This is a genomic window from Yersinia aldovae ATCC 35236 (genome assembly GCF_000173735.1).
GTDB lineage: Bacteria > Pseudomonadota > Gammaproteobacteria > Enterobacterales > Enterobacteriaceae > Yersinia > Yersinia aldovae.
In genome coordinates this window covers 78,489-103,749 of record NZ_ACCB01000004.1, presented here as the reverse complement: position 1 = coordinate 103,749, position 25,261 = coordinate 78,489, and the positions used below count along the sequence as shown (strand labels likewise).

The window sequence follows — 25,261 nt, the reverse complement described above, 5'->3', positions numbered from 1 at the left end:
AATGCGGGCGACCAAAGCCGCCCGACAAACTACAGCGATGACTCGTCGCTGCCAGGTTTCTTCTTCGCACGCTTGGCTTTAGTGGCAGCGGCAATTTTCTTGGTTTTCGCTGACACTCTTTTCGCCTTCGCCTTGGCTTTCTTCTCAGCCAGCGCTTTGTCATCTAACTTCGCGGCAGCATCTGCTGGGCGGAAAGCACTGTCCGGCTCAAAATTCACCGGTTTTTTAGCGCGACGTGGCCGCTTCTGTCCCCCTGCTGCTGGCGCGCTATCACGGCGCGGAGCGCCCGATGAAGCACCACGCCCACCACGGCTAGAGGTATCACGCATCGTACGCTGCCCATCGGTTTTTTTCGCCTTATCACGGGCGGTTTTACCTTCACCGCGCGGCTTGCGGGTACTGGAAACTAATGCAAAATCAATTTTTCGCTCATCCATATGTACCGCTTCGACCCGGATTTCCACGGTATCGCCCAAGCGATAAACCTGACCCGAAGATTCACCAATCAGACGCTGACCGATGTTGTCGTAACGGTAATAATCATTATCCAGGCTGGAAACATGCACCAAACCATCAATAAACAGATCATCCAGACGCACGAAGAAGCCAAAACCGGTAACACTGGCAATGATCCCGGTGAAGACTTTACCGACCTGATCCTGCATAAAGTCACACTTAAGCCAATCCGCGACGTTACGGGTCGCTTCATCAGCGCGGCGCTCGGTCATTGAGCAGTGTTCGCCCAATTGCAGCATCTCGTCGTATTCGCTGTGCCAGCCACCGGTTGGTGTCCAGCGCTCTTTCACATTGCCCTGCTCTTTGGCGAGCTGATACTTGATGGCTCGGTGCATCGCAAGATCGGGATAACGGCGAATGGGTGAGGTGAAATGGCCATAAGAAGCCAGTGCCAAACCAAAGTGACCACGGTTTTCCGGATCGTAAATCGCCTGTTTCATCGAACGCAGCAACATAGTTTGCAGCATTTCATGATCCGGACGATCGGCAACTTCATCCATCAGCACCGCATAATCTTTAGGTTCCGGTTTCAAACCACCGCCGAGTGTCAGACTCAGCTCACCAAGCACACTACGCAGTGCGGAGATATGGTCGTCACTTGGGCGGTCGTGCACACGGAACAGCGCTGGCTCATTGTGTTTTTCGACAAAGCGCGCGGCGGCAATGTTGGCCAAAATCATGCATTCTTCAATCAACTTATGCGCATCATTACGCACGGTCGATTCAATGCGTTCAATGCGCCGTTCAGCATTAAAGATAAACTTGGCTTCTTCGGTTTCAAACGCGATACCACCACGTTCAGCCCGCGCCTGATCCAGCACTTTGTACATGGAGTGTAGTTCTAACAGGTGCGGAACCAGTGGCTTATACTGTTCACGCAGCGACTCTTCGCCATCAATGATTCGCCACACTTTAGTATACGTCAGGCGTGCATGAGAACTCATCACCGCTTCGTAGAACTTATAAGACGACAGCTTGCCTTGTGAGGAGATAGTCATCTCACACACCATACACAGGCGGTCTACCTGCGGATTGAGCGAACAAAGGCCGTTTGACAGCACTTCTGGCAGCATCGGAACCACCTGCGATGGGAAGTAGACCGAGTTACCCCGGCTACGAGCCTCATCATCCAACGCGGTACGCGGGCGCACATAATAGCTAACATCAGCAATGGCAACCCACAAACGCCAACCGCCGCCACGTTTTTTCTCACAATGCACCGCATCATCAAAGTCACGGGCATCTTCACCATCGATGGTGACCAGCGGCAGATTGCGTAAATCGACGCGCCCTTTTTTCGCCTCTTCCGGTACTTGTTCTTTTAAGTCAGCGACTTGCTTTTCAACTTGCGGCGGCCAGGTATGCGGAATCTCATGAGTGCGCAGCGCGATATCTACCGCCATGCTGGTCCCCATGTTTTCGCCGAGCACTTCAACAATCTTACCGACCGCTTTACTCCGACGGGTTGGGCGCTGAGTCAACTCGACCACCACCACAAAGCCCATGCGCGCACCGTTGATAGCATCCGGTGGGATCAAGATATCAAAACTCAAACGACCATCATCCGGCACCACAAAGCCGGTACCGGCGTCAGTGAAATAACGACCGACGATCTGGCTGGTTTTCGGCACCAATACGCGCACAATACGCGCTTCACGGCGACCTTTGCGGTCTGCGCCAACTGCTTGGGCCAATACCACATCACCATGAATGGCGGTTTTCATCTGTTCGGCAGAGAGATACAGATCGTCTTTACTGCCCTCAACGCGTAAAAAGCCAAAACCATCACGGTGACCAATAACAGTACCGCGCAGTAGGTCCAGACGCTCCGGTAAGGCGTAGCACTGGCGACGGGTGAAGACCAGTTGCCCGTCACGCTCCATCGCGCGCAAGCGGCGGCGCAGCGCCTCTAAAGGCTCTTCACCGCTTAAATTGAGTTCATTAGCCAGCTCTTCACGGCTGGCAGGTGTTTCGCGCTTCGCGAGATGAGCCAAAATGAATTCCCGGCTAGGGATGGGTGACTCATACTTCTCTGCTTCTCGTTCCAAGAATGGATCTTGTGACATTGCGGTTCCTCCGTTGCCATCAGCAGGTCTTATACCCTGCGTACTTGAAGCCGCAGGGGTGTTAGCTGCGCGCTCTCACCCGAATCACTTACCAGTGTAAGCTCATCGGGATTCGTTTACTGGCTGCCTACCTGCGACTCCAAGTTCTTTGGGTATATATATCTTTGATTAAGCAAAAACCTACTCAACAAGTAATAATTTGTAGAGCGGGGAATTATCTTTGACCATGTCAGCCAAAGTATAGTTATCCAGCTCGTTAAGGAAACTCTGTACTGCCTGATTGAGCACTTGCTTCAAACGGCAAGCGGGCGTGATGTGGCAAAAATCACTGCTGCAATTGACCAGGGAAAGTGGCTCCAATTCGCGCACAACGTCACCGATACGAATCTGCGCAGCGGGTTTACCCAGCCGTATGCCCCCATTTTTGCCCCGCACAGCAGTAACCAAACCGACGCGGCTCAACTGATTGATTATTTTAACCATATGATTGCGAGACACGCCATAGACATCAGTCACCTGAGAAATGCTGGTCATTTGGCCTTCAGGCAGTGAGGCCATATAAGTAAGCGCTCGCAAACCATAATCAGTAAAACTTGTTAACTGCACATATACCCCTGAGTATCAATTTACCCGGCTTAAACCCATCTAAGATGACACATGTTGGATAAGTTATAAGTGCGATTCTAAATGCTATTTAGAAATTTATATCCTAAATAACTCGAGTTACAGGAAGACGGCAACTCAGCGCCCCCCAAGAGCTTACATCAGTAAGTGATTGGTGTGAACGAAGGCAGCCAACACACATGCAACCTGTAGTATGACGGATATATACTTCAAATGATAAACCAGCCATAAAGCTTGCGACTAATCATTTAGATAAAGGACGGGTGTTTTGATGTAAAACGGCTTATCCGAGGTCACTTCTGCATACAGTTATAGCCAAAAGTAATAGATTGCGGCTAATAAAGCAGCAACATCAAGTTAGAAAGGGATATACCCTAAATAATTCAAGTTGCCGGAAAACGGCAAGTGCTCACCTGCGGGCTTATATCAGTAAGTGATTCGGGTGACAAATCTGCCAGGAGCAGATTTGAACGCTGCTCGCAGCGGCCTCAACGAGGCGAGGCACATAAATGGGCCGAATAACAAACATAGCCAACGCACATGCAGCTTAAAGTATGACGAGTATAACAATGAACCGGGCATAAGCCCGGTTCATTGGAATCTGAATTCTGATTATTTGGCTATCAGCCGCTTAATCATGCATCAAATGGGTCGCGCAGGATCATGGTTTCTTCACGATCCGGGCCGGTCGAGATGATATCAACCGGAACACCGGTCAGCTCTTCTACACGTTGGATGTAGTTCAGGGCTGCCTGTGGCAACTTGCTGTGTTCTTTCACGCCAAAGGTCACTTCTGACCAGCCTGGCATGGTTTCGTAGATTGGCTCGATACCTTCCCAGCCCTCAGCAGCCAGTGGGGTGGTATCCACTTCGCGGCCATCTGGCATACGGTAGCCCACACACAGTTTCACTTCTTTCAGGCCGTCTAACACGTCCAATTTGGTCATGCAGAAGCCAGACAGGGAGTTGATCTGCACTGCGCGACGCACAGCAACAATATCCAACCAACCGGTACGACGGCTACGGCCTGTCGTTGCGCCATATTCGTTACCTTGCTTACGCAGGAACTCGCCGGTTTCATCGTTCAGTTCAGTCGGGAATGGACCGGCACCAACACGAGTAGAATACGCTTTCACGATACCCAGCACGTAATCGACATAACGTGGGCCAAGACCAGAACCTGTCGCTACGCCACCTGCGGTAGTGTTAGATGACGTGACATACGGATAAGTACCGTGGTCGATGTCCAGTAAGGTGCCTTGTGCGCCTTCGAACATCATGAAATCGCCACGCTTACGCGCGCTGTCCAGCAGTTCGGACACATCAACCACCATTGCGGTCAGAATATCGGCGATAGCCAACACATCATCCAGCACTTTCTGGTAGTCAACAGCATCGACTTTGTAGTAATGCACCAACTGGAAGTTGTGATAATCCACAATTTCTTTCAGCTTGGTAGCAAAGGTTTCTTTGTTGAACAAATCACCCACACGCAGACCGCGGCGAGCAACTTTATCTTCATAGGCAGGGCCGATACCACGACCGGTAGTACCAATCGCTTTTGCACCACGTGCTTTTTCACGCGCATTATCCAAAGCCACATGATACGGCAAGATTAATGGACATGCTTCGGAGAGTAACAGTCGCTCACGAACAGGGATACCGCGCGCTTCAAGTTCTGTCATCTCTTTCATTAAAGCGTCAGGTGCCAGTACAACACCGTTGCCGATGATGCTGGTTACGTTTTCACGCAGAATACCTGAGGGAATTAAATGAAGAACGGTTTTCTCACCGTTGATAACCAAAGTGTGGCCAGCGTTGTGACCACCTTGATAGCGCACAACATATTTAGCCCGTTCAGTCAGCAGGTCAACGACCTTGCCCTTACCTTCGTCACCCCATTGGGTGCCCAGTACGACGACGTTCTTACCCATCTCAAAAATCACCAGGTTGCTTAAAAAAGGATTCTAACATCTCACTCGGCTGCTTTCAGTACTTTTTAACACATAACTGAACAATTTTTGTGCTTACATTTAGCCACCCATGCGGCTACGCAACATGTAGTAGATAACGCAGCCTGCAACCACTAATCCGCCACCAAAACGACGTAAAGTGGCATCCGGTAGTTGGGTCATTGCCAGAATCATTTTGCGCCAGGCTTTGGGATAAAGCATCGGGCCAAGCCCTTCCAACACCAAAACCAAACCCAATGCTAATAAGATGGTTGAATTCATTATCTGTCTCAATCAAATGGAAGCGGCGGCTTCAAATAGAAAAGGCCCGCGTGAACGGGCCTTGCTGTTACAGTCAAAAACGGGCTGTTATGGACGTTTGCTGGAGTTATCCGGCGATTTCATATAGCGGAAGAAATCACTCTCCGGGCTAAGTACCATCACATCATTACCGCTACTGAAGCTGTTTTCATACGCGCGCAAGCTACGAATGAAGGCATAGAAGTCAGGGTCTTTACTGAATGCATCGGCAAACAGACGGGCCGCTTCGGCATCACCGCCACCACGCGTAATACGCGCCTGACGCTCGGCTTCAGCCAGAGTACGTGTCACTTCATAGTCGGCGGTTGCACGCAACTTCTCGGCTTCTTCCTGACCTTGTGAACGGTGACGACGGGCAACCGCCTCACGTTCAGCACGCATACGCTGGAAGATAGCGTCAGAGACTTCAGCCGGTAAGTTGATTTGCTTGATTCGCACGTCAACCACTTCGATACCCAGTGCCGCCATACTGTTCGGGTTAACCGCAGGCTGTTTGCCGCGAGTCTCCTGTTCAACACGGGCTGCCACAGAGGCAATCGCATCATCGGCTTCCGTGGTAACGGCTTCGTCACCCACACTACCGGTATTCAGCGCATCACGAACATCAGACGTCAGACGACCGCGTGAGTCGGTTACGATGTCGCGCACATTCAAACGACCAATTTCAGAACGCAAACGGTCACTGAACTTACGTTTCAACAGCACTTCAGCCTGAGACACATCACCACCACCGGTAGCAAGATAGTAACGGCTGAAATCACTGATACGCCATTTCAAGTATGAGTCAACAATCAGGTCTTTCTTCTCGTTGGTCACGAAACGGTCGGCCTGGTTGTCCATTGTTTGAATACGGGCATCCAACCTCTTCACTGTTTCGATAAACGGTATCTTGAAGTGCAGGCCCGGTGCGTACACCAGCGGCTTGTTATCACTATCACGTAATACCTTACCAAAGCGCAGTACGATCCCGCGTTGGCCTTCTTGTACCACAAACAGCGAAGCGTAGAGTGCGACTAACACCACAACGACGATAAGTAAAAAAGACTTACGCATTGGTTATTCTCTCCCTACGCGAGTGGAAGTATCACGCTGAGCATTTGCCCGGCGCTGATCCATGATAGAACCACTGGTTGAACTGGTGCTTGTGTTGCTGGCACCAGCCCCTTGGCTGCTATTAGCAGAGGAAGGCGGATTCAAACGAATCAGACTTGTGTCTTTGTTGCCATCCGCTTTATCTGCACCTTGACCGCGCAGCAGTTGATCCAGTGGCAGCACCATCAAGCTATTACCTTTGTCACTTGCCAGCACTTTGCGGGTATGACCGAGGACTTTTTCCATGGTTTCGATATACAGACGCTCGCGGGTAATTTCCGGTGCTGCCTTATACTCAGGCAACAACTTGGCAAACCCGGCGACTTCACCTTGCGCTTCCAATACTTTACGTGCGGCATAAGCACGCGCATCTTCTAACAGACGCTGCGCCTGACCGTTTGCACGCGGCTGGACTTCGTTGGTGTAAGCTTCTGCTTCACGAATATACTGTTGTTCGTTTTCACGAGCAGCAATCGCATCATCAAATGCCGCTTTAACTTCTTCCGGCGGACGCGCTGCCTGGAAGTTAACGTCCAGCAGCGTGATACCCATGTTGTATGGACGAATAGTTTCTTCCAGTACACGCTGAGTATCGCTACGAACGATGGTGCGGCCTTCGGTGAGGATTTTATCCATGGTGTATTTACCGATAACACCACGCACTGCGCTGTCAGTTGCCTGACGCAGGCTGTCATCCGGATTGGTCACGCTAAACAGATAAGCGGCCGGATCGGTTACGCGGTATTGCACGTTCATTTCGATGCGAACCACGTTTTCATCGGAGGTCAACATGACACCAGATGCCGCCAATTCACGTACAGATTCGACGTTAACCGGGGTTACTTCGTCAATAAAGGTCGGTTTCCAGTTCAAACCAGGCTGCACAATGTGGCTTAATTTACCCAAGCGCGTAACAACACCACGCTCAGCTTCTTTAATTGTATAGAAACCACTTGCCGCCCAGATAACCACAACCGCAACCACAGCGATACCGGCAATTCGACCACTGAAACCAGGGCCTTTTGACGCACCGTTGTTGTCACTACCGCTGCCGCCACCTTTACCACCGAGGCTACTCAGTTTTTTGCTCAGTTTCCGGAAGATATCATCCAGATCGGGCGGCCCTTGATCACGGCCACCTTTATTATTGTTATTTCCGCCAGAGTTGCCGCCATTATTATTGCTGCTCCCCCACGGATCGCGGTCCTGTCCGTTATTACCGGGCTGATTCCACGCCATGTTTTAGCTCCATTCTTCTATGATTGGTTTTCTTCAGGCCAAGAGCACACGCCAAACAAGCTGGCTCTTAATCTCACAAAATCAATCAGCATAATCAATTAATTAGCCGTGCTTGGCTCATTAATAATATAGCTGACCAGATCTTGCTCTTGTTTACAGAGACGACGCCAATCAACGATAGGCACTCTTACCACCATACCGACGTTCCCGTCCTCGTCTATCCACTCTTTTTCAATTGCCTGAAGCTGGTAAAAACGGCTACGCAGACGGCCGGCCTGAGGCGGTAAACGCAATTCAAAGTGTGCGATCTCACCTGAAAGACGCTCCGTCAACGCTTGAAAGAGCAACGGGATCCCTGCGCCGGTTTGGGCTGAAAGCCAAACTCTGACTGGCAGATTGTCTTCGTTGCGATCGATTCGCGGGACAAAATCATCCAACAAATCAATTTTATTCATTACTAATAATGTAGGAATTTCATCTGCTTCAATTTCCGCCAATACAGAATCGACTGCGGCCATATTCTCGGCTACCCGAGGATCTGCTGCATCAATAATGTGTAACAGTAATGAGGCCTGCCGCGTCTCCTGTAGCGTTGCTTTAAAAGCAGCCACCAAGTCATGCGGCAAGTGCCGGATAAAGCCTACGGTATCCGCCAATACTGTATCGCCCACATCCGCCACATTGATACGGCGTAAGGTAGGGTCCAGCGTGGCAAATAATTGGTCAGCCGCATAAACATCAGCTGCCGTAATTTTGTTAAACAGGCTGGATTTACCGGCGTTGGTATATCCCACCAAAGATACGGTCGGAATATCAGCACGGGTGCGCGAACGTCGCCCTTGCTCACGCTGCTTTGCTACCCGATCCAAACGGCTCAAAATCAAGCTGATGCGGTCGCGTAACAAACGGCGGTCAGTCTCCAACTGAGTCTCACCCGGCCCTCTCAGGCCAATCCCACCTTTTTGACGTTCAAGATGCGTCCAGCCGCGTACCAAACGGGTCGCAATATGGCGCAATTGCGCTAATTCGACCTGTAATTTACCTTCGTGAGTACGGGCCCGTTGGGCAAAAATATCTAAAATCAGTCCAGTTCGATCAATAACCCGGCACTCACACAAACGCTCAAGATTTCGCTCTTGCGCTGCGGAAAGGGCATGATCAAACAAGACAACAGACGCGCCACTGGCTTTCACGGCATCAGCAATTTCTTCTGCCTTTCCTTCACCAACAAAGTATTTAGGGTGTGGGGCTTTGCGACTACCCGTTACAATTTGCAAAGCTTCTACGCCCGCAGAAGACACCAGCGCTTCGAACTCACGCAGATCCTCTGAGTTTTTGTCTTGCGAGAAATAAATATGAACCAGTACGGCCTGCTCACCGCCTTCATAACGGTCAAACAAACGTGCAACCTCTCAAACGGATCAAAACCGCTAGTGCGGAGAACATAAGCCCGAATCCGTTGCTTATGTTCTCCGTCATGGTCGACCAGCAATGCGCTTTATTCAGCGTCATCGCTATCCTGCTGCGGCTGTTGCGGCGCAGACGGATTACTACCATGATAATTATTGGTGCTACCACTCGGATTATTGCTGTGATGCGAAACCGGGCGAGAAGGCACAACAGTAGAGATGGCGTGCTTATAAACCATCTGGCTAACTGTGTTTTTTAACAGAATGACAAACTGATCAAAAGACTCAACTTGGCCCTGCAGTTTAATGCCATTCACTAAATAAATAGAAACCGGAACCCGTTCACGACGCAATGCGTTCAGGAACGGATCTTGCAAAGATTGCCCCTTAGCCATTCTATATTTTCCTTATTTGCTTGTTGTTTTTAACTAAGAACCTATCGGCTCGAAAATAAACTGCGTAAAAAAAATCTGCGCGTTGAGTACTAATCAATTGTACACAATCATTCAACCTATGCACTAACAACCTGTATTACAGAGTCTAAAGCCTCTCCCGGCTTATCACTGTCGAGCCATTGTACTGAACTCCAGCCTCGCAACCAGGTCATTTGGCGCTTTGCCAGTTGACGTGTCGCACAAACTCCGCGGTAAACCATTTCGTTGTAATCAATCTCACCCGACAGATAAGACCACATTTGTCGGTATCCCACACAACGAACAGCTGGCAAATCCGTATGCAAATCACCACGGTCAAAAAGCGCCCTAGCCTCTTGTTCAAACCCAGCATCCAGCATCTGATGAAAACGTAATTCAATCCGCCGGTGCAAGAGTTCCCGGCTAACAGGCGCAATCGCAAATTGGTGAACCCGATAAGGTAAGGTTTCACCCGAAATTTTAGTCAGTTCCGTTAAAGTTTTACCTGAAATATAAAAAACTTCCAGTGCTCTGGAGAGCCTTTGGGGATCATTAGGGTGAATTCGCGCCGCAGCAACCGGGTCTATCTCGGCCAACTGCTGATGCAACGCCTCCCAACCCTGCTCTGCTGCCTGCTGTTCTATACGCTGGCGCACTGGCAAGTCTGCGGAGGGTAACGGAGATAACCCCTCCAACAAGGCTTTAAAGTACAACATGGTCCCCCCCACCAACAGCGGAATTCGCCCGGCTGCGGTGATGTCGGCCATCTCTTTTAATGCATCTTTACGGAAATCGGCGGCAGAGTATGATTCTGCTGGATCGCGGATATCAATCAACCGGTGTGGTGCCAACGCTAACTCTGCTGCGCCAGGCTTGGCTGTGCCGATATCCATACCACGATAGATCAAAGCAGAGTCAACGCTGATTAACTCTACAGGGAGCCGCTGCCGCAGCGCGATGGAAAGCGCTGTTTTACCCGACGCGGTTGGCCCCATGATAAAAATTGCCGGTGGCCGAGTTAGATTTTCCATATTATTCATGTGTCAGGGTTGCCAATGCAGCCTTTATATCAATAGGTTGTAATAGCCCAGCAGGAGGGGACTGCACCAACTGCGGGCAAAGACGCTCAACATCCGTCAATAACTGTATCGCTTGAGACACATTCCAAACCTCATGTTCACTGCCAAGATGGCGAGCAATCCATGTGGCGAGAGCATCTGGCGATATCTCTTCATGCTGCGACAGATAGCCTAACAGTTCCGGTATCAGTTTTTGTAAATTTTGTTGGCGTAATGGTAAAGATACCGCACGCAAGGTCGCTCTTGAGTGTTCAACTGCCAGTTCTATTCCCATAGTAACCAATAAGTTCTGATGACGCAGACCTGCCGCCGCCTCGTGCTTATCTAATGTCAGTTTCAACGGAATTAATAAGGGTTGCGGGCGTAGCCCCTGCGGGGGCGGAGTCAGTTGTGCCTGTTTTAAGCCACGCTCGGCCACCGGCAGGGCCAATAATGCCACACTTTGCTGATATTCGATCAGCGCATAGCAAGAGGCGATGATGGTTAATACCCGACCAAAGCTGTAGCTATCGCCCTGAAGCGGTTCGTCTGCGGGTAAGCGGTGTCTGGGTGCGGTGATAACATCAATCGGTGTATCCACTGCCGCGGGCTGCACCAGTTGGCGATATAATTCGCCTTGTTGCTTCTGATACGGCTGCCCTGCGTGATAGGCAGGAGTGACGTGCTCACGGGCTGCCCGTGGTGAGCCAGTTGTTCGCTCTGATGACTCCGCTCGCGCGGCTGGCACGACATATTCTGCCGGATTAGCTTTAACGGGTTCTGGTTGGGCATATTTATTCACCCCAGCCGCGATGCGGTTTTCCGGCTGCCAGCGTGGAGCCTCGATCTCTTCGCCATCGTCATTAATGCTCAGCACCGGCGTGGCGGTTTGTTGTAAAACCGTGGTCACCGCCTGATAAATAAAATCATGCACCAGCCGCGCCTGATGGAAACGCACTTCATGCTTCGCCGGATGGACGTTGACATCCACCTGATGCGGGTCAATATCCAGATACAGCACATACGCTGGCTGCTGATCGTCTTTGAGCAGATCCTGATAAGCCTGACGAATGGCGTGATTGATCAACCGGTCGCGCATCATGCGGTTATTGACGTAGCAATATTGCATTTCAGTGAGTGTACGGCTTGCGGCAGGGTCTGCCACCCAGCCACGAATAGTCAAATCACCGTGTTGCCAGGAAATGGCCAGTGCATGCTGCAAAAACGCCGGGCCACAGATGCTGGCCAAACGCCGTTCATGCTGAGAAGGGTCTGGTGCTGCGCGGTATTGGCGCACTAACTTACCGTTATGGCTCAAATTAATTGCTACATCAAAACGCGCCAGCGCAATGCGCCGCACCACTTCATCAATATGACCAAATTCGGTTTTTTCAGTGCGCATAAATTTGCGCCGCGCGGGTGTGTTATAAAATAGATCCAACACTTCAAGCGTACTGCCCACCGGATGCGCCGCCGGTTTGATGGTCACCGCCATGTCACGCCCTTCAGCATACGCTTGCCAGGCTTCATTCTGATCGGCGGTACGTGAAGTCAGGATCAAGCGGGAGACTGAGCTGATACTGGCTAATGCCTCGCCGCGAAACCCCATACTGAGGATGGCTTCCAAATCTTCCAGCGAACTTATCTTACTGGTGGCATGACGCGCCAGTGCCAGGGATAAATCCGCTTTACTGATCCCACAACCGTTATCACGGATACGAATCAGCTTCGCGCCACCCCGTTCGATATCGATATCAATCCGTGTCGCCCCAGCATCCAGGCTGTTTTCCACCAACTCTTTCACTACCGATGCAGGCCGCTCTACCACTTCACCGGCGGCAATTTGGTTGGCAAGCTGTGGTGGTAGAATCTGAATCGGCATAGCAGTTCCTTTCGCTTACGATTGTGGGATAGTGAGCGTTTGACCGAGCTGTACGTTACCTGACTTTATCTTGTTCGCTCGCTCAATCTCACTCATCGACACGCCGTATCTGGCCGCAATGGCAGAGAGTGTATCGCCGCGCTTCACCTGATGTCTTATTGTTTTATTTTTGGCTATTACTTTAGCTTTCGGTGCAACCGCCGCCGCACTGCTGCCCGTGGCAGGCACTTTCAAACGCTGCCCTACCCACACCACATCATTTTTCAGCGTATTGTTTTGCCGCAACACCGCCATGCTGACGCCGTACTGACTGGCAATACCGGATAAAGTTTCGCCACGTTGTACTTTATGAATCTGGCTTCTATTTTTCGTAACGGTATCTGTCGCTACAGGCTTGGCGGCAGATAACCTGCCGCTGCTCGCGATGCTGCTGACCACCGGCTCTGGCTGGCTAACACCTGAACGTTGTGAAGATGAATCAACCGCCGCCGTTTCAATTAGCGGGCGGTTTTCGACCTTTGGGTCGGCTTGTAGCGGATGCGCGAGGAAATAACTGCGCAGGCCTTTATAAATGGCTCGAGCAATTTTCTCCTGATACGCGCTACTGCCAAGCAGCCGCTCCTCCGTACTATTACTGATAAAACCGGTTTCCACGAGTAACGACGGAATATCCGGTGAACGTAATACACCAAGGCTGGCATGTTCAGGCCGGCGCTTATGGATATTACCCACAGTTTGCAGTTCGTTCAGTACCTTGGTGGCAACGTCGTAACCCACACGCTGCGAGTGACCAAATTGCAAATCCAGTACCGCCTGACTTAAATAGGGATCAGAGGCGGTATTGGCCAGCACATCACCTGCCCCACCCAGCAGCTCAGATTGCTTCTCATGCTGCTCCAGCCAGTTACCCATTTCACTGTTGGCGCGGCGGTTCGACAATACCCAAACCGAGGCTCCGGTCGCGCTGCGATTAGGTGCCGCATCCGCATGGATGGACACCAGCACGTTGGCACTCTGTTTACGTGCCACATCAGAGCGGCCCATCACCGAAATAAAATAGTCGCCATTTCGAGTTAGCACCGGTTTAAACATCGGGTCACTGTCAAGCATGGCTTCAAGCCGGCGGGCAATGGCAATAGTGACATTCTTCTCTTTCAGGCCATTTTGCCCAATCGCACCAGGGTCTTGACCACCATGTCCGGCATCAATCGCCACCACAACACGGGAGCTGTTGGTAACACTGGCTTTTTTAATCGGACGAGCGGTATTGGTCGTGATTTCACTGCTGCTCATCACGATGGTTGGCTGATTGTTAAATGGATTTTTCGCCGGCGTTGTCGGCGTCGTCACCCGTGGCGCGGTGGTGCTCGAACTCGCCGTCAAACGACCGGCATTGGGGCTAGGTGTATTGGTTTGACTTAGCGGAGGATTATTCGGGCTTAACGTGGTTTGCGCCTGACGTGCGGGTGCGGCGGCCGTCATAGTAATGACGACGGTGTAATTGCTGCCCGACTGCTGTGTTACCGCGCGCGTTTTCACTTTCTGCGTCAATTCCAGCACCAAACGGGTACTTTGCGCATCTTTCGGGGTGCTGGAGCGAATTCTTTTCAGTAGATTCTGCCCGCTAAATTCCAGCGGTAAACCGGATAAGTTGCCACTTTGGCGCACATCCAACACCACCCGCTCTGGCGAGCTTAATGAGAAAAAGGCGTAAATCGGCTTGCCGTCAAAGCTGAGCGTAACCTTACTTTCACTCGCCCCATTGGTTACTTTGATGTCAGTTAGCTTCATGGCGAATGCCGATGGCAGAGTTAAAAAACTCAAAACGACCAGCATTATGGCAGTGAAATAGCGTTTCCAGCGTGCTATTTTCTTTAAACAATTCAGTGGCATCGCGCTATGCATCATCGTCACATTATCCTTGCACAGCAGCTAAACGGCGCAACACAGCGGCACCAGCATCAGAGATAGCGACCAAGCGGGCTTCACGCCCTTCATCCTGATACGCCAAATGCAGTTCTACATCGGCTTGAGGCAGGAACCCAGCCCCTTGTTGTGGCCACTCCACCAGGCAGATAGCCTGCTTATCGAAATAATCGCGAATCCCCATAAACTCCAGCTCCTCGGGGTCAGCCAGACGATACAGGTCAAAATGGTAAACCGGCCTCGGATTCAGGGCATAAGGTTCGACCAACGTATAAGTGGGACTTTTTACATGCCCATTGTGGCCCAGTGACTGAAGAAAGCCACGGCTGAATGTCGTTTTGCCGGCACCTAAATCGCCGAACAGGTATATAACGCTGGCTCCATTGAAGGCGTGGGCCAAAGCGGCCCCCAATGCAACGGTCGCTGCCTCATCAGGCAAAGGTAAAACGAGTTCTTTCATTCTGTGATATCTATCTTGCTAACTCAGGATTAACGTACTTCGGAATAACCGGCAATAGATCTGTGGCCAGTAAACCCCGAGTGCCTTGAACTTCAGCCAGTGTATCTGCGGCAGCGCCGTGCACAACACACCCCGCGCAGGCAGCATCATACAACACCAGCTTTTGTGCTATCAAACTCCCAATAATACCGGACAGAATATCCCCCATACCCCCGGAGGCCATACCAGCATTACCCACATCAGCAATCGCCATCTCGCCTTGTTCACTGGCAATAAGCGTACCAGCCCCTTTCAAGATCACCACCCCACCATATTGTTTAACGATGTTACGGGCGGAAAGTAAGCGGTCACTTTCAATATCAGCGACGCGGCAACCAAGCAGACGAGCGGCTTCGCCAGGGTGCGGTGTCAATACCCGATTCTGACGCCTCTGCGGATTTAATGCCAGCAAGTTGAGAGCATCTGCGTCCCATAATGCTGGTTTATCACTCTGTTGCAATATATTCAGAGCATTCCGGCTCCAATCAGATTGCCCTAACCCCGGCCCGACTACCAATACATCAGCCCAGCGTATACCTTGTTCAAGCGTTTCATCACTTAATTCCTGCACCATCAACTCTGGGCGCGCGGCCAGAATCGGTGCCACATGCTCAATGTGAGTAAGTACTCGCACTAGCCCGGCACCACTCCGCAGCGCGGCTTCCCCTGCCATGCGAATCGCCCCTCCCAACCCTTTATCCCCACCCACCAGCAGTAACCGCCCATGCTCACCTTTATGAGCACAAGGGCGACGGGGTTTCAGCCATTGCAACAGATTGTCAGCCGTCATTCGTTCAATGTGTACCGGTTGAGCCGCTAGCCATTGCGTCAATCCCAGATCATGACAGTGCAAATGCCCCACCCAGTCGCGGGCTTGGCCGGTAAGCAAGCCGGGCTTCAATGCAACAAACGTCAGGGTGTGGTCGGCACGCATGACTGAACCGGGTGCCGCACCACTATCGGCGCTCAGCCCAGAGGGAATATCCAGAGCAACTTTTGCCGCCCGATGGCGGTTTGCGGTGTCAATTAGCGTAGCATAAGCCCCTTGCGGTGCGGCCCGCAGACCAATGCCGAGTAAACCATCAATAATCAGATCCACATGTTGCGGCCAGGGGATGTCAGGTTGATTAATGGAACCGCCGTCGGCCAACCAGAGTGATTGCGCTTGATGCGCCTCTGCTGGCAGTGGACGGTTACCCGGACAAGCAATCAGTGTGACATTAAAACCCGCCGCCATTGCACGATGAGCAACGATGTAACCATCACCACCGTTATTGCCGTGCCCACATAAAATGAGCCAATGGCGCGCCGCCGGGTACTGCTTGCGGGCCAATTCAAAAGCAGCATCCCCGGCTCGGGTCATCAGGTCAAACAAGCTCAGGGAGAAGTGTGCCGCTGCGATAGCTTCATTCTGGCGCACCCAGTCCGCAGAAAAAACAGAGTGTGGTAAACTAACACTGATTTGTTTCTTACTATGGTCCGTCATGGCACACCCCCTCGATTTGAATCAATTAGCCCAACATATCAAGCAATGGGGCCAATCGCTAGGTTTCCAGCAAGTGGGTATCTGCGACACAGATTTGTCTGCGGAAGAACCACGCCTACAGGCCTGGCTTGATAAGCAATACCATGGCGAAATGGACTGGATGGCCCGCCACGGTATGCTGCGCGCACGCCCTCATGAATTGCTGCCCGGAACCTTGCGGGTGATTAGCGTGCGGATGAATTATCTGCCCGCCAAGGCCGCATTTGCCAGCACCTTGAATAATCCTGCACTGGGCTATGTCAGCCGTTATGCCCTGGGTCGTGATTATCATAAATTGCTGCGCCAGCGCCTGAAGAAATTGGGCGATATGATTCAGAACTACTGTCTGGAGCAGGCTGGCGGTGATGTTAATTTCCGCCCGTTTGTGGATTCTGCGCCAATTATGGAGCGCTCGCTGGCAGCCAAAGCCGGTATTGGCTGGGTTGGTAAGCACTCACTGATTTTAAATCGTGATGCGGGTTCGTGGTTCTTTCTCGGCGAGTTGCTGATTGACCTGCCACTACCGGTCGATAAAGTGCAGGAAGAACAATGCGGGCGCTGTGTTGCCTGCATCACCACCTGCCCGACTGGGGCCATTGTCGCCCCTTATACCGTGGATGCACGCCGTTGTATCTCTTATCTGACCATCGAGCTGGAAGGGGCTATTCCGGAAGAGTTTCGCCCACTGATGGGCAATCGCATTTATGGCTGTGATGATTGCCAGTTGATCTGCCCGTGGAACCGCTTCTCGCAACTCACCGATGAAGCCGATTTCAGCCCGCGCACCGTACTGCACACACCACAACTGCTGGATTTATTCGCCTGGAATGAAGAGAAGTTCCTGCGGGTCACCGAGGGGTCAGCGATTCGTCGTATCGGCCATCTACGCTGGCTGCGCAACATCTCAGTAGCACTTGGCAACGCCCCTTATCTCGATAGCATCGTACTGGCACTGGAAGCACGCCTTGGACTTAATCCAATGCTAGATGAACATATTCTTTGGTCAATTTCACAACAATTAGAAAGACGGTCTACACTGATTGGGGACGTACAATCGCCACAGAAAAAACGACTGATTAGAGCTATAGAAAAGGGTCTGCCACGAGATGCTTGATAGCTCCCCCTAATCTATTTCTTTAATGAATGAGATCGGAGTTTTCCTGTGCATAAAAATAAAAATGCCTTGGCAATCAAGTGCAAAAAAAAGCACAAGTGATCGGCATAACGTTTTCACATAAAAATATATGTCTTTAAATCAGATAGATACAAAAGAGGAAATAAAATCGATTAAAATATCCACTGAATAGAAAAAGAACAGAATCTGTGGATAACTCTGTTGAAGAAGTTAATACATTGTATGTATGTTGTGGCGTAGCGCAGCACGCAGCTGTGGATAAATAGAATGAATTTGATTGGAAAGATTGGAGCGGGAAACGAGACTCGAACTCGCGACCCCGACCTTGGCAAGGTCGTGCTCTACCAACTGAGCTATTCCCGCATTGAGATGCTGATGCACCCTGCTGTATGTGACAGCATTTGGTATTGACTGCTTATTCAGAAATAAAAATTTGGAGCGGGAAACGAGACTCGAACTCGCGACCCCGACCTTGGCAAGGTCGTGCTCTACCAACTGAGCTATTCCCGCGTCGTAGAGATGACAACAACGCTTCACTTTTACTTTTTACGCCTGAAAAATTTTTTGATACTGCCGGTCACTTATCTTTATTGCTAAAGATTGGAGCGGGAAACGAGACTCGAACTCGCGACCCCGACCTTGGCAAGGTCGTGCTCTACCAACTGAGCTATTCCCGCTTGGTGCCGTTTTTCATTCTAAACTCGTACTAAATCTGTCTTCGCTTGTTAGCAAAATCTTCATCGGTACGGGGTGCGCATTATACGAGAAATCCGTTTTGCCGCAACCCCCTGAAAGCAAAAAAATCATTTTTCGATTCAAGTGCCGATTAAATCAGCAATGTGGCGTTTTAATCGGCACAGGGCTGAGTATATACCCAAAATCATTGGAGTTGCACAGCTAACACCCCCGCAACGTCAAGCTCGAAGGGAAACCCCAAAGTCATTGGGGCTGCGGGTAGGCTGCCAGCAAACGCACCCCGATGAGCTTACATAAGTAAGTGATTCGGGTAAGTGAGCACAGCTAACACCCCCGCAACTTCAAGCTCGAAGGGAAACCCCAAAGTCATTGGGGCTGCGGGTAGGCTGCCAGCAAACGCACCCCGATGAGCTTACATAAGTAAGTGATTCGGGTAAGTGAGCGCAGCTAACACCCCCGCAGCGTCAAGGACGAAGGGGGGGTTAAGATTGAATAAAATGCTCGCGGTAATAGGCAAGCTCGGCCACTGACTCACGGATATCATCCAGTGCCTGATGGGTATTTTGCTTTTTAAAGCCTGGCAGGATTTCAGGTTTCCAGCGGCGTGCCAGCTCTTTTAAGGTGCTGACATCCAAATAACGGTAGTGGAAATAGGCTTCAAGTTCTGGCATATAACGGAACAGGAAACGGCGGTCCTGGCCCACACTGTTACCACAAATAGGCGATATCCCTGCGGGCACCCATTGTTTCAAAAATTCAATGGTTTGCAGTTCAGCATCGTGGTCACTAAATGGGCTGGCTTTAACCCGCTCGACCAAACCACTGCCGGTATGAGTGCGCACATTCCACTCATCCATTAGCCCAAGCTGTTCATCAGACTGGTGAACCGCCAGAACCGGGCCTTCTGCCAGGATATTAAGGTTAGCATCGGTGACCAAAGTGGCAATCTCGATGATCCGATCCCTTTCAGGATCGAGACCCGTCATTTCCAGATCGATCCAGATCAGATTATTTTGGTTTTCTGCCATGATTTTTCCTGCCTGTTAGCGGAGGGGAACAACCGAACAAACGGTTAATTGATAAAATAATGTGTATCATAGCCCTTTTGGTCGCAACCAGCGATATATGCGAATTCAAGTGAGGCACAGTGAGCAAAAATAAACTGTCCAAAGGTCAACAACGCCGTGTACAGGCTAATCATCAGCGTCGGCTACGCACTGATAGAAAACCTGAGTTAGATGACTCTCAGCTTGGCGATGCGCAAGAAGGTATCGTAATCAGTCGTTTCGGTCAGCACGCCGATGTTGAAGCCGTCGATGGTGTTCAGCACCGTTGTAATATCCGCCGTACCATCAAATCACTGGTTACCGGTGATCGCGTGGTCTGGCGTCCTGGCCTGCAAGCGCAGGAAGGTGTGCGGGTTAAAGGGATTGTCGAAGCAGTGCATGAGCGGACATCCGTACTGACGCGCCCTGATCTTTATGATGGCGTGAAACCGATCGCCGCAAATATCGATCAGATCGTGATCGTTTCGGCGATCTTACCCGAACTTTCACTCAATATTATCGATCGTTATCTGGTGGCTTGTGAAACACTGGAAGTCGAACCATTAATTGTACTGAATAAAGTCGATTTACTGGATGCCGATGGCCGTAAATTCGTTGATGGCATGATGGATATCTATCGTCGTATTGGCTACAACGTACTGGAAGTCTCCAGCCAGACCCGTGAAGGGATGGAAGCCTTTGAACAGGCGCTGGCCGGGCGTATCAGTATCTTCGCCGGTCAATCCGGTGTGGGCAAATCCAGCTTGCTGAATGCCCTGTTACCGCCAACGGATAACGAAATTCTGGTGAATACTGTTTCGGGTAACTCAGGTTTGGGTCAGCACACCACAACAGCCGCCCGTTTGTACCATTTCCAACAAGGCGGTGATGTGATTGACTCACCGGGGGTACGTGAGTTCGGTCTCTGGCATCTGGCTGCGGAACAAATCACTCAGGGATTTGTCGAATTCCGTGATTATCTCGGTCATTGCAAATTCCGCGATTGCAGCCATACCACCGATCCCGGTTGCGCGCTGCGCGAAGCGGTAGAACAAGGCAAAATCGCTGAAGAACGCTTTGATAATTACCATCGGATTCTGGAAAGTATGGAACAGGCGAAACCCCGTAAAACGTCAGATAGCGACGAAAAATGATGTTTAAATAGCGGTTATCAAATTCCATAGATAACATTCGATTAACGAAATTGTGGGTGCAGCACTGTCATGATGTGCCCCTTAATTTTACCGTTTATCCAAGAGGTCTACGTGCTGGATAGTCTCAAGATCAGATTGCAGTATTTACTGCCAAAACACGGCCTGACCCGTCTGGCAGGCTGGGGGGCCGATAAGCAAGGCGGCTGGCTAACCCAACTGGTTATCAAAGCCTTCGCCCGTTTTTACAACGTTGATATGAAAGAAGCGCAGGACTCAGAGTTCTCTGCTTATCGTTCTTTCAATGAATTCTTCGTGCGCCCGCTACGGGCTGGCGTGCGCCCGGTTGCGGCGGAAGAAAACCTGTTGGTACAACCGGCTGACGGTGCAATCAGCCAGTTAGGTGCTATTCATAACGATCAAATATTGCAGGCTAAAGGCCACAATTACACGCTGGAAGCCCTGTTGGCCGGCAACTATATGCTGGCAGCCGAATTCCAGAATGGTCTGTTTGTTACCACTTATCTGGCACCGCGTGACTATCACCGCGTGCATATGCCCTGTGCTGGCGTATTGCGTGAAATGATTTATGTGCCAGGTGATTTGTTCTCAGTCAATCCATTGACCGCAGCTAATGTCCCCAATCTTTTTGCCCGTAACGAGCGCGTAATTTGTATCTTCGATACCGCCTTTGGCCCGATGGCACAAATCCTGGTCGGTGCCACTATTGTCGGTAGCATAGAAACCGTGTGGGCAGGCACGATTACCCCGCCACGGGAAGGGGTTATCCGCCGCTGGACCTATCCACAGGCAGGCTGCGAAGGTGCAATAGCGCTGGAGAAAGGGCAAGAAATGGGCCGCTTCAAGTTAGGCTCCACCGTAATTAACCTGTTCGCTGAAGGCAAAGTGTATCTGGCCCCTCAGCTAAACAGTGGTTCGGTTACCCGTATGGGCGAAGTATTAGCCGAAGCCGTCCCTGAATAAGCTTGCACTGTTATACCCTAAATAATTCGAGTTGCAGGAAGGCGGTAATTGAGTGACAAATTGGTTGTAAACCATTTTGAACAGCATTTATGCTAGCTCGCAGCGGCCTCGTAGAAGCGAGGACGATGGACGGGCCGAGTAACAAACATAGCCAACGCACATGCAGCTTGAAGTATGACGGGTATAGATGTAATTGATGTTAAGGAACCTTTACGTGCGCCTAATAATTTCATGGTTTTCTGCGATGTTACTGTCGTGGGTAATGTTGTTTTCCCTGCCACTACAGGCGGCAGCTCAGCCGAGCGAAGATCAGCTCAGGCAAGAGCTAAAGCAAGCTGAAGCCAATAAGGGAATGACAAATCAGGCCGAAATTATTCAGGCGCTGCAAGCGGCTCTAAGCTGGCTGGCGGATGCGAAAGAATCCGATATCCGCGCCCAGCAATATCAAAAAGCCATTGATGATTTTCCTAAACTGACGCGTGAGCTACGTCAGCAATTGGCGCAGGAAGGCGATAAACCGCTGCCGGTGCCGGGTAACATGTCCACCTCTGAACTTGAGCAGCAAGTGTTGCAAATCAGCAGCCAGTTGCTGGAGTTATCCCGCCTGTCGCAACAAGAACAGGACCGTGCGCGGGAAATCAGTGATTCACTCGGTCAATTACCGCAACAACAATCAGAAGCTCGACGAATTCTGGCAGAAATCGGCCCGCGCGTTCAGGCGCAAAGCAATGCGACCACTCCCGCAGCGCAGGCCCAGCTTGCGCTATTGCAGGCGGAAGCCATTGCACGTAAAGCTAAAGTCAATGAGCTGGAGCTTTCCCAGCTCTCAGCCAACAACCGGCAGGAGTTGTCTCGGCTACGAGCTGAGTTATACAAAAAACGTCAGGAGCGGGTTGATACCCAGCTCCAGACCTTACGCAATAATCTGAATAATCAACGGCAACAGGCAGCAGAGCAAGCCCTTGAACGTACCGAATTGCTGGCTGAGCAAGGCGGTGATTTACCTGAATCGATTATCCAGCAGTTGCAAATTAACCGCGACCTGTCTCAGGCTTTGAATCAACAGGCGCAGCGCATTGATCTTATCTCCTCACAACAACGTCAGGCCGCAGCGCAAACTCAGCAGGTACGTCAGGCACTCAGTACTATTCGTGAGCAAGCGCAATGGCTGGGCGTTTCCACGGTATTGGGGGAAACACTGCGGGCGCAAGTCGCTCGGTTACCTGACGTGCCAAAATCTCAGCAACTGGATCGTGACATGGCCCAGTTGCGGGTACAACGCTTGCAATATGAAGATATGCTGGAGAAGTTACAACAGCAAAATATCAAATTAAAACAGAATGATGGCTCGCCTCTGACCACTGAACAGCAGCGAATTCTGGATGCCCAGTGGCGCACCCAACGAGAATTGCTAAACTCTCTGCTTTCCGGTTATGACACACAAATTCTTGAATTGACCAAACTAAAAGTCGCCAATAGCCAGTTGGTTGATGCACTGAGCGAAGTGCGTGAAGCGACTCACCGCTACCTGTTCTGGGTAGCGGATGTCAGCCCGATTTCACTTTCTTATCCGATTAATGTCGCCCATGACCTGACCCGCCTGCTGTCGCTGGATACCTTCGCACAGCTGAGTGGCGCGTTCGTGATGATGATGACCAGCCAGGATACGCTGCTGCCTATCATCGGTGCGCTACTATTTGTTGGTTTCAGCTTCAGCTCACGCCGCCACTATCATGCCTTCCTTGAGCGAGCCAATAGCCGGATAGGTAAGGTTAACCAAGACCATTTCTCACTGACCTTACGCACCGTGTTCTGGTCTATTCTCGTGGCATTGCCATTACCGGTATTATGGGCTGCACTGGGATATGGCTTGCAAAATGCCTGGTCCTATCCGATGGCTATCGCCATTGGCAATGCGGTCACTGCCACCGTGCCGGTGCTGTGGGTGTTTATGATCAGTGCCTCATTTGCTCACCCTCATGGCCTGTTTATCGCTCACTTCCGTTGGTCACCGACACAAGTCGCGCGCGCAATGCGTTTCTACCGCATGTCGGTGTGGTTGATTATCCCATTGATGATGGCGCTAATTACCTTCGAGAATTATAACGACCGTGAATTCGCCGGTACGCTGGGCCGGTTGTGCTTTATTTTGCTGTGTATCGCATTGAGTTTGGTCACCAACAGCCTGAAACGCGCCGGTATCCCGCTGTATCTGGATAAAAAGGGGTCGGGTGAAAATATTGTCAACGTGGCGCTATGGGGGCTACTGCTGTCAGCACCATTAATAGCTGCACTGGCCTCAGTGTTGGGCTATCTCACCACGTCACAAGCTCTGTTGGCACGCCTGGAAACCTCGGTCGCCATCTGGTTCTTCCTGTTGGTGATTTATCATATTATCCGCCGCTGGATGCTAATTCAGCGCCGCCGCATTGCCTTTGACCGGGCCAAGCAACGTCGTGCCGATATTCTGGCGCAACGCGCCCGTGGTGAAGAAGACACGCCACACAATAATAGCAATGAAGGGTCGATCGATGTGGAAGAGCCGGTGATCGACCTGGACGTGATCAGCGCCCAGTCCCTGCGGCTGGTGCGATCAATCCTGACGATGATCGCGCTGGTTTCAGTGATCGCGCTGTGGTCTGAAATTCATTCCGCTTTTGGTTTCCTGGAAAATATTCGTTTATGGGATGTATCGTCCACCATTAACGGCATTGAGTCAGTACAGGCGATCACGATGGGATCACTGTTGATCGCCATTCTGGTGATGATCGTCACCACTCAGTTGGTACGTAATCTGCCAGCCCTGCTGGAGCTGGCTATTTTGCAGCATTTAGACCTGACACCAGGTACCGGTTATGCCATTTCGACTATCACCAAATACCTGTTGATTCTGTTCGGCAGCTTGCTCGGTTTCTCTATGCTTGGGATCGAATGGGCAAAATTCCAATGGCTGGTGGCCGCTCTCGGTTTGGGGTTAGGCTTTGGTTTGCAGGAGATTTTCGCCAACTTCGTATCCGGTTTGATCATTTTGTTCGAAAAACCGGTTCGTATTGGCGATACCGTGACTATCCGTGATCTCACCGGGAGCGTGACCAAAATCAATACGCGCGCCACCACAATCTCCGACTGGGACCGCAAAGAAATTATCGTGCCAAATAAGGCTTTTATCACCGAGCAGTTTATTAACTGGTCGCTATCAGATGCAATTACCCGTGTGGTTCTGACCGTGCCTGCGCCGGCTGAAACTAACAGTGAAGAAGTCACTGAAGTGCTGCTGACTGCCGCTCGCCGCTGTACTCTGGTATTGGACACGCCACCGCCAGAGGTCTATCTGGTTGATCTTCAACAAGGTATTCAGATCTTCGAATTGCGTATTTACGCCGCTGAAATGGGCCACCGGATGCCACTGCGCCACGAAATCCACCAACTGATTCTGGCCGGTTACCGTGAACACGGCATCACCCTGCCATTCCCACCGTTCCAGGCCCGTTTGGAGACGCTGGGGCGTGGTGCTGGCCGCACGGTTACCTCTGGTCGCGGCCGCACACCGGGCAGCTTGTAAGATCAGTGAGTGAGTAAGAAACAAAAATGCCCTGAACCTTCACAGATCAGGGCATTTCTTTTAACACCGCAGCGGCACCAAGGGCACCAGATATTCACCAAAGTCATTGGTGTTACAGTAAAGTAACGCATCCCGGTAATGCTTACTGTAGTAAGTGATTCGGGT

The 25,261-nt window shown here is 51.1% G+C and carries 18 protein-coding genes and 3 tRNA genes; 4 read left to right on the top strand and 17 right to left on the bottom strand.

Going from position 1 to position 25,261, the window contains the following annotated elements; translation table 11 throughout:
* Positions 1-29 precede the first annotated feature (29 nt).
* The 13 genes from rnr to nnr form a co-directional block, all read right to left on the bottom strand.
* Entirely contained in the window at positions 30-2,582 is a 2,553-nt protein-coding gene (gene rnr / locus YALDO0001_RS03255) for a ribonuclease R (protein ID WP_004699834.1), read from the bottom strand.
* A 180-nt stretch (positions 2,583-2,762) separates the two neighbouring features.
* Entirely contained in the window at positions 2,763-3,188 is a 426-nt protein-coding gene (nsrR, locus tag YALDO0001_RS03250; protein ID WP_042839342.1) for a nitric oxide-sensing transcriptional repressor NsrR, read from the bottom strand.
* Positions 3,189-3,841: 653 nt separating this feature from the next.
* A complete protein-coding gene (locus YALDO0001_RS03245) occupies positions 3,842-5,140 on the bottom strand; it encodes an adenylosuccinate synthase (protein ID WP_042547605.1) in 1,299 nt (432 codons plus the stop codon).
* A gap of 99 nt (positions 5,141-5,239) precedes the next feature.
* Complete coding sequence (locus YALDO0001_RS03240) at positions 5,240-5,440, bottom strand: DUF2065 domain-containing protein (RefSeq protein ID WP_004699828.1); 201 nt, start codon at positions 5,438-5,440, stop codon at positions 5,240-5,242.
* A gap of 87 nt (positions 5,441-5,527) precedes the next feature.
* A complete protein-coding gene (gene hflC, locus YALDO0001_RS03235) occupies positions 5,528-6,532 on the bottom strand; it encodes a protease modulator HflC (protein WP_004699826.1) in 1,005 nt (334 codons plus the stop codon).
* Positions 6,533-6,535: 3 nt separating this feature from the next.
* On the bottom strand, positions 6,536-7,810 hold the full coding sequence (gene hflK, locus YALDO0001_RS03230; RefSeq protein ID WP_004699824.1) for an FtsH protease activity modulator HflK: 1,275 nt from the start codon (positions 7,808-7,810) through the stop codon (positions 6,536-6,538).
* Positions 7,811-7,908: 98 nt separating this feature from the next.
* Positions 7,909-9,210 carry a ribosome rescue GTPase HflX gene (gene hflX / locus YALDO0001_RS03225; protein WP_004699822.1) on the bottom strand — a complete coding sequence of 434 codons (1,302 nt, stop codon included), beginning with the start codon at positions 9,208-9,210 and terminating at the stop codon, positions 7,909-7,911.
* A gap of 98 nt (positions 9,211-9,308) precedes the next feature.
* Entirely contained in the window at positions 9,309-9,614 is a 306-nt protein-coding gene (gene hfq, locus YALDO0001_RS03220) for an RNA chaperone Hfq (protein WP_004392473.1), read from the bottom strand.
* 116 nt (positions 9,615-9,730) lie between these two features.
* On the bottom strand, positions 9,731-10,672 hold the full coding sequence (gene miaA, locus YALDO0001_RS03215; protein ID WP_042839341.1) for a tRNA (adenosine(37)-N6)-dimethylallyltransferase MiaA: 942 nt from the start codon (positions 10,670-10,672) through the stop codon (positions 9,731-9,733).
* Positions 10,665-12,572 carry a DNA mismatch repair endonuclease MutL gene (mutL, locus tag YALDO0001_RS03210; RefSeq protein WP_004699818.1) on the bottom strand — a complete coding sequence of 636 codons (1,908 nt, stop codon included), beginning with the start codon at positions 12,570-12,572 and terminating at the stop codon, positions 10,665-10,667. Before mutL ends, miaA begins: the two co-directional genes overlap by 8 nt.
* A 15-nt stretch (positions 12,573-12,587) precedes the next feature.
* Positions 12,588-14,408 (bottom strand): N-acetylmuramoyl-L-alanine amidase AmiB, encoded by a 1,821-nt coding sequence (gene amiB, locus YALDO0001_RS03205; protein WP_042839357.1) that lies wholly within the window; start codon positions 14,406-14,408, stop codon positions 12,588-12,590.
* A gap of 79 nt (positions 14,409-14,487) precedes the next feature.
* Entirely contained in the window at positions 14,488-14,958 is a 471-nt protein-coding gene (tsaE, locus tag YALDO0001_RS03200) for a tRNA (adenosine(37)-N6)-threonylcarbamoyltransferase complex ATPase subunit type 1 TsaE (protein WP_004699814.1), read from the bottom strand.
* Between the two features lie 10 nt (positions 14,959-14,968).
* Entirely contained in the window at positions 14,969-16,483 is a 1,515-nt protein-coding gene (nnr, locus tag YALDO0001_RS03195; protein ID WP_042839340.1) for a bifunctional ADP-dependent NAD(P)H-hydrate dehydratase/NAD(P)H-hydrate epimerase, read from the bottom strand.
* Here nnr and queG point away from each other — a divergent pair.
* A complete protein-coding gene (queG, locus tag YALDO0001_RS03190) occupies positions 16,482-17,636 on the top strand; it encodes a tRNA epoxyqueuosine(34) reductase QueG (protein ID WP_004699810.1) in 1,155 nt (384 codons plus the stop codon). The genes nnr and queG overlap by 2 nt on opposite strands.
* 308 nt (positions 17,637-17,944) lie before the next feature.
* Here queG and YALDO0001_RS03185 read toward each other — a convergent pair.
* From YALDO0001_RS03185 to orn, 4 genes are all read right to left on the bottom strand, one after another.
* A tRNA-Gly gene (locus YALDO0001_RS03185) sits at positions 17,945-18,020 on the bottom strand.
* Between the two features lie 71 nt (positions 18,021-18,091).
* Positions 18,092-18,167 (bottom strand) — tRNA-Gly (locus tag YALDO0001_RS03180).
* A gap of 91 nt (positions 18,168-18,258) precedes the next feature.
* Positions 18,259-18,334: transfer RNA gene (locus YALDO0001_RS03175), tRNA-Gly, on the bottom strand.
* 501 nt (positions 18,335-18,835) lie between these two features.
* Entirely contained in the window at positions 18,836-19,381 is a 546-nt protein-coding gene (gene orn / locus YALDO0001_RS03170; protein ID WP_004699809.1) for an oligoribonuclease, read from the bottom strand.
* Between the two features lie 119 nt (positions 19,382-19,500).
* Here orn and rsgA point away from each other — a divergent pair, with 119 nt between their 5' ends.
* The 3 genes from rsgA (at position 19,501) to mscM (ending at position 25,096) form a co-directional block, all read left to right on the top strand.
* Positions 19,501-20,553 carry a small ribosomal subunit biogenesis GTPase RsgA gene (gene rsgA, locus YALDO0001_RS03165; RefSeq protein ID WP_004699807.1) on the top strand — a complete coding sequence of 351 codons (1,053 nt, stop codon included), beginning with the start codon at positions 19,501-19,503 and terminating at the stop codon, positions 20,551-20,553.
* A 111-nt stretch (positions 20,554-20,664) separates the two neighbouring features.
* On the top strand, positions 20,665-21,534 hold the full coding sequence (asd, locus tag YALDO0001_RS03160) for an archaetidylserine decarboxylase (RefSeq protein WP_042839356.1): 870 nt from the start codon (positions 20,665-20,667) through the stop codon (positions 21,532-21,534).
* 214 nt (positions 21,535-21,748) lie between these two features.
* The gene (gene mscM, locus YALDO0001_RS03155) at positions 21,749-25,096 is read left to right on the top strand and encodes a miniconductance mechanosensitive channel MscM (protein WP_042839339.1); all 3,348 of its coding nucleotides are present in this window, start codon (positions 21,749-21,751) and stop codon (positions 25,094-25,096) included.
* The last annotated feature ends 165 nt before the right edge of the window (positions 25,097-25,261 follow it).

Bases quoted from the DNA above. Each gene is read 5' to 3' on its own strand.
- YALDO0001_RS03240 (WP_004699828.1), bottom strand. From the start codon at position 5,440: ATGAATTCAACCATCTTATTAGCATTGGGTTTGGTTTTGGTGTTGGAA.
- tsaE (WP_004699814.1), bottom strand. From the start codon at position 14,958: ATGAAAGAACTCGTTTTACCTTTGCCTGATGAGGCAGCGACCGTTGCA.
- nnr (WP_042839340.1), bottom strand. From the start codon at position 16,483: ATGACGGACCATAGTAAGAAACAAATCAGTGTTAGTTTACCACACTCT.
- mutL (WP_004699818.1), bottom strand. From the start codon at position 12,572: ATGCCGATTCAGATTCTACCACCACAGCTTGCCAACCAAATTGCCGCC.
- rnr (WP_004699834.1), bottom strand. From the start codon at position 2,582: ATGTCACAAGATCCATTCTTGGAACGAGAAGCAGAGAAGTATGAGTCA.
- hflC (WP_004699826.1), bottom strand. From the start codon at position 6,532: ATGCGTAAGTCTTTTTTACTTATCGTCGTTGTGGTGTTAGTCGCACTC.
- hfq (WP_004392473.1), bottom strand. From the start codon at position 9,614: ATGGCTAAGGGGCAATCTTTGCAAGATCCGTTCCTGAACGCATTGCGT.
- amiB (WP_042839357.1), bottom strand. From the start codon at position 14,408: ATGCTGGTCGTTTTGAGTTTTTTAACTCTGCCATCGGCATTCGCCATG.
- hflK (WP_004699824.1), bottom strand. From the start codon at position 7,810: ATGGCGTGGAATCAGCCCGGTAATAACGGACAGGACCGCGATCCGTGG.
- miaA (WP_042839341.1), bottom strand. From the start codon at position 10,672: ATGAATAATATGGAAAATCTAACTCGGCCACCGGCAATTTTTATCATG.
- orn (WP_004699809.1), bottom strand. From the start codon at position 19,381: ATGGCAGAAAACCAAAATAATCTGATCTGGATCGATCTGGAAATGACG.
- queG (WP_004699810.1), top strand. From the start codon at position 16,482: ATGGCACACCCCCTCGATTTGAATCAATTAGCCCAACATATCAAGCAA.
- YALDO0001_RS03245 (WP_042547605.1), bottom strand. From the start codon at position 5,140: ATGGGTAAGAACGTCGTCGTACTGGGCACCCAATGGGGTGACGAAGGT.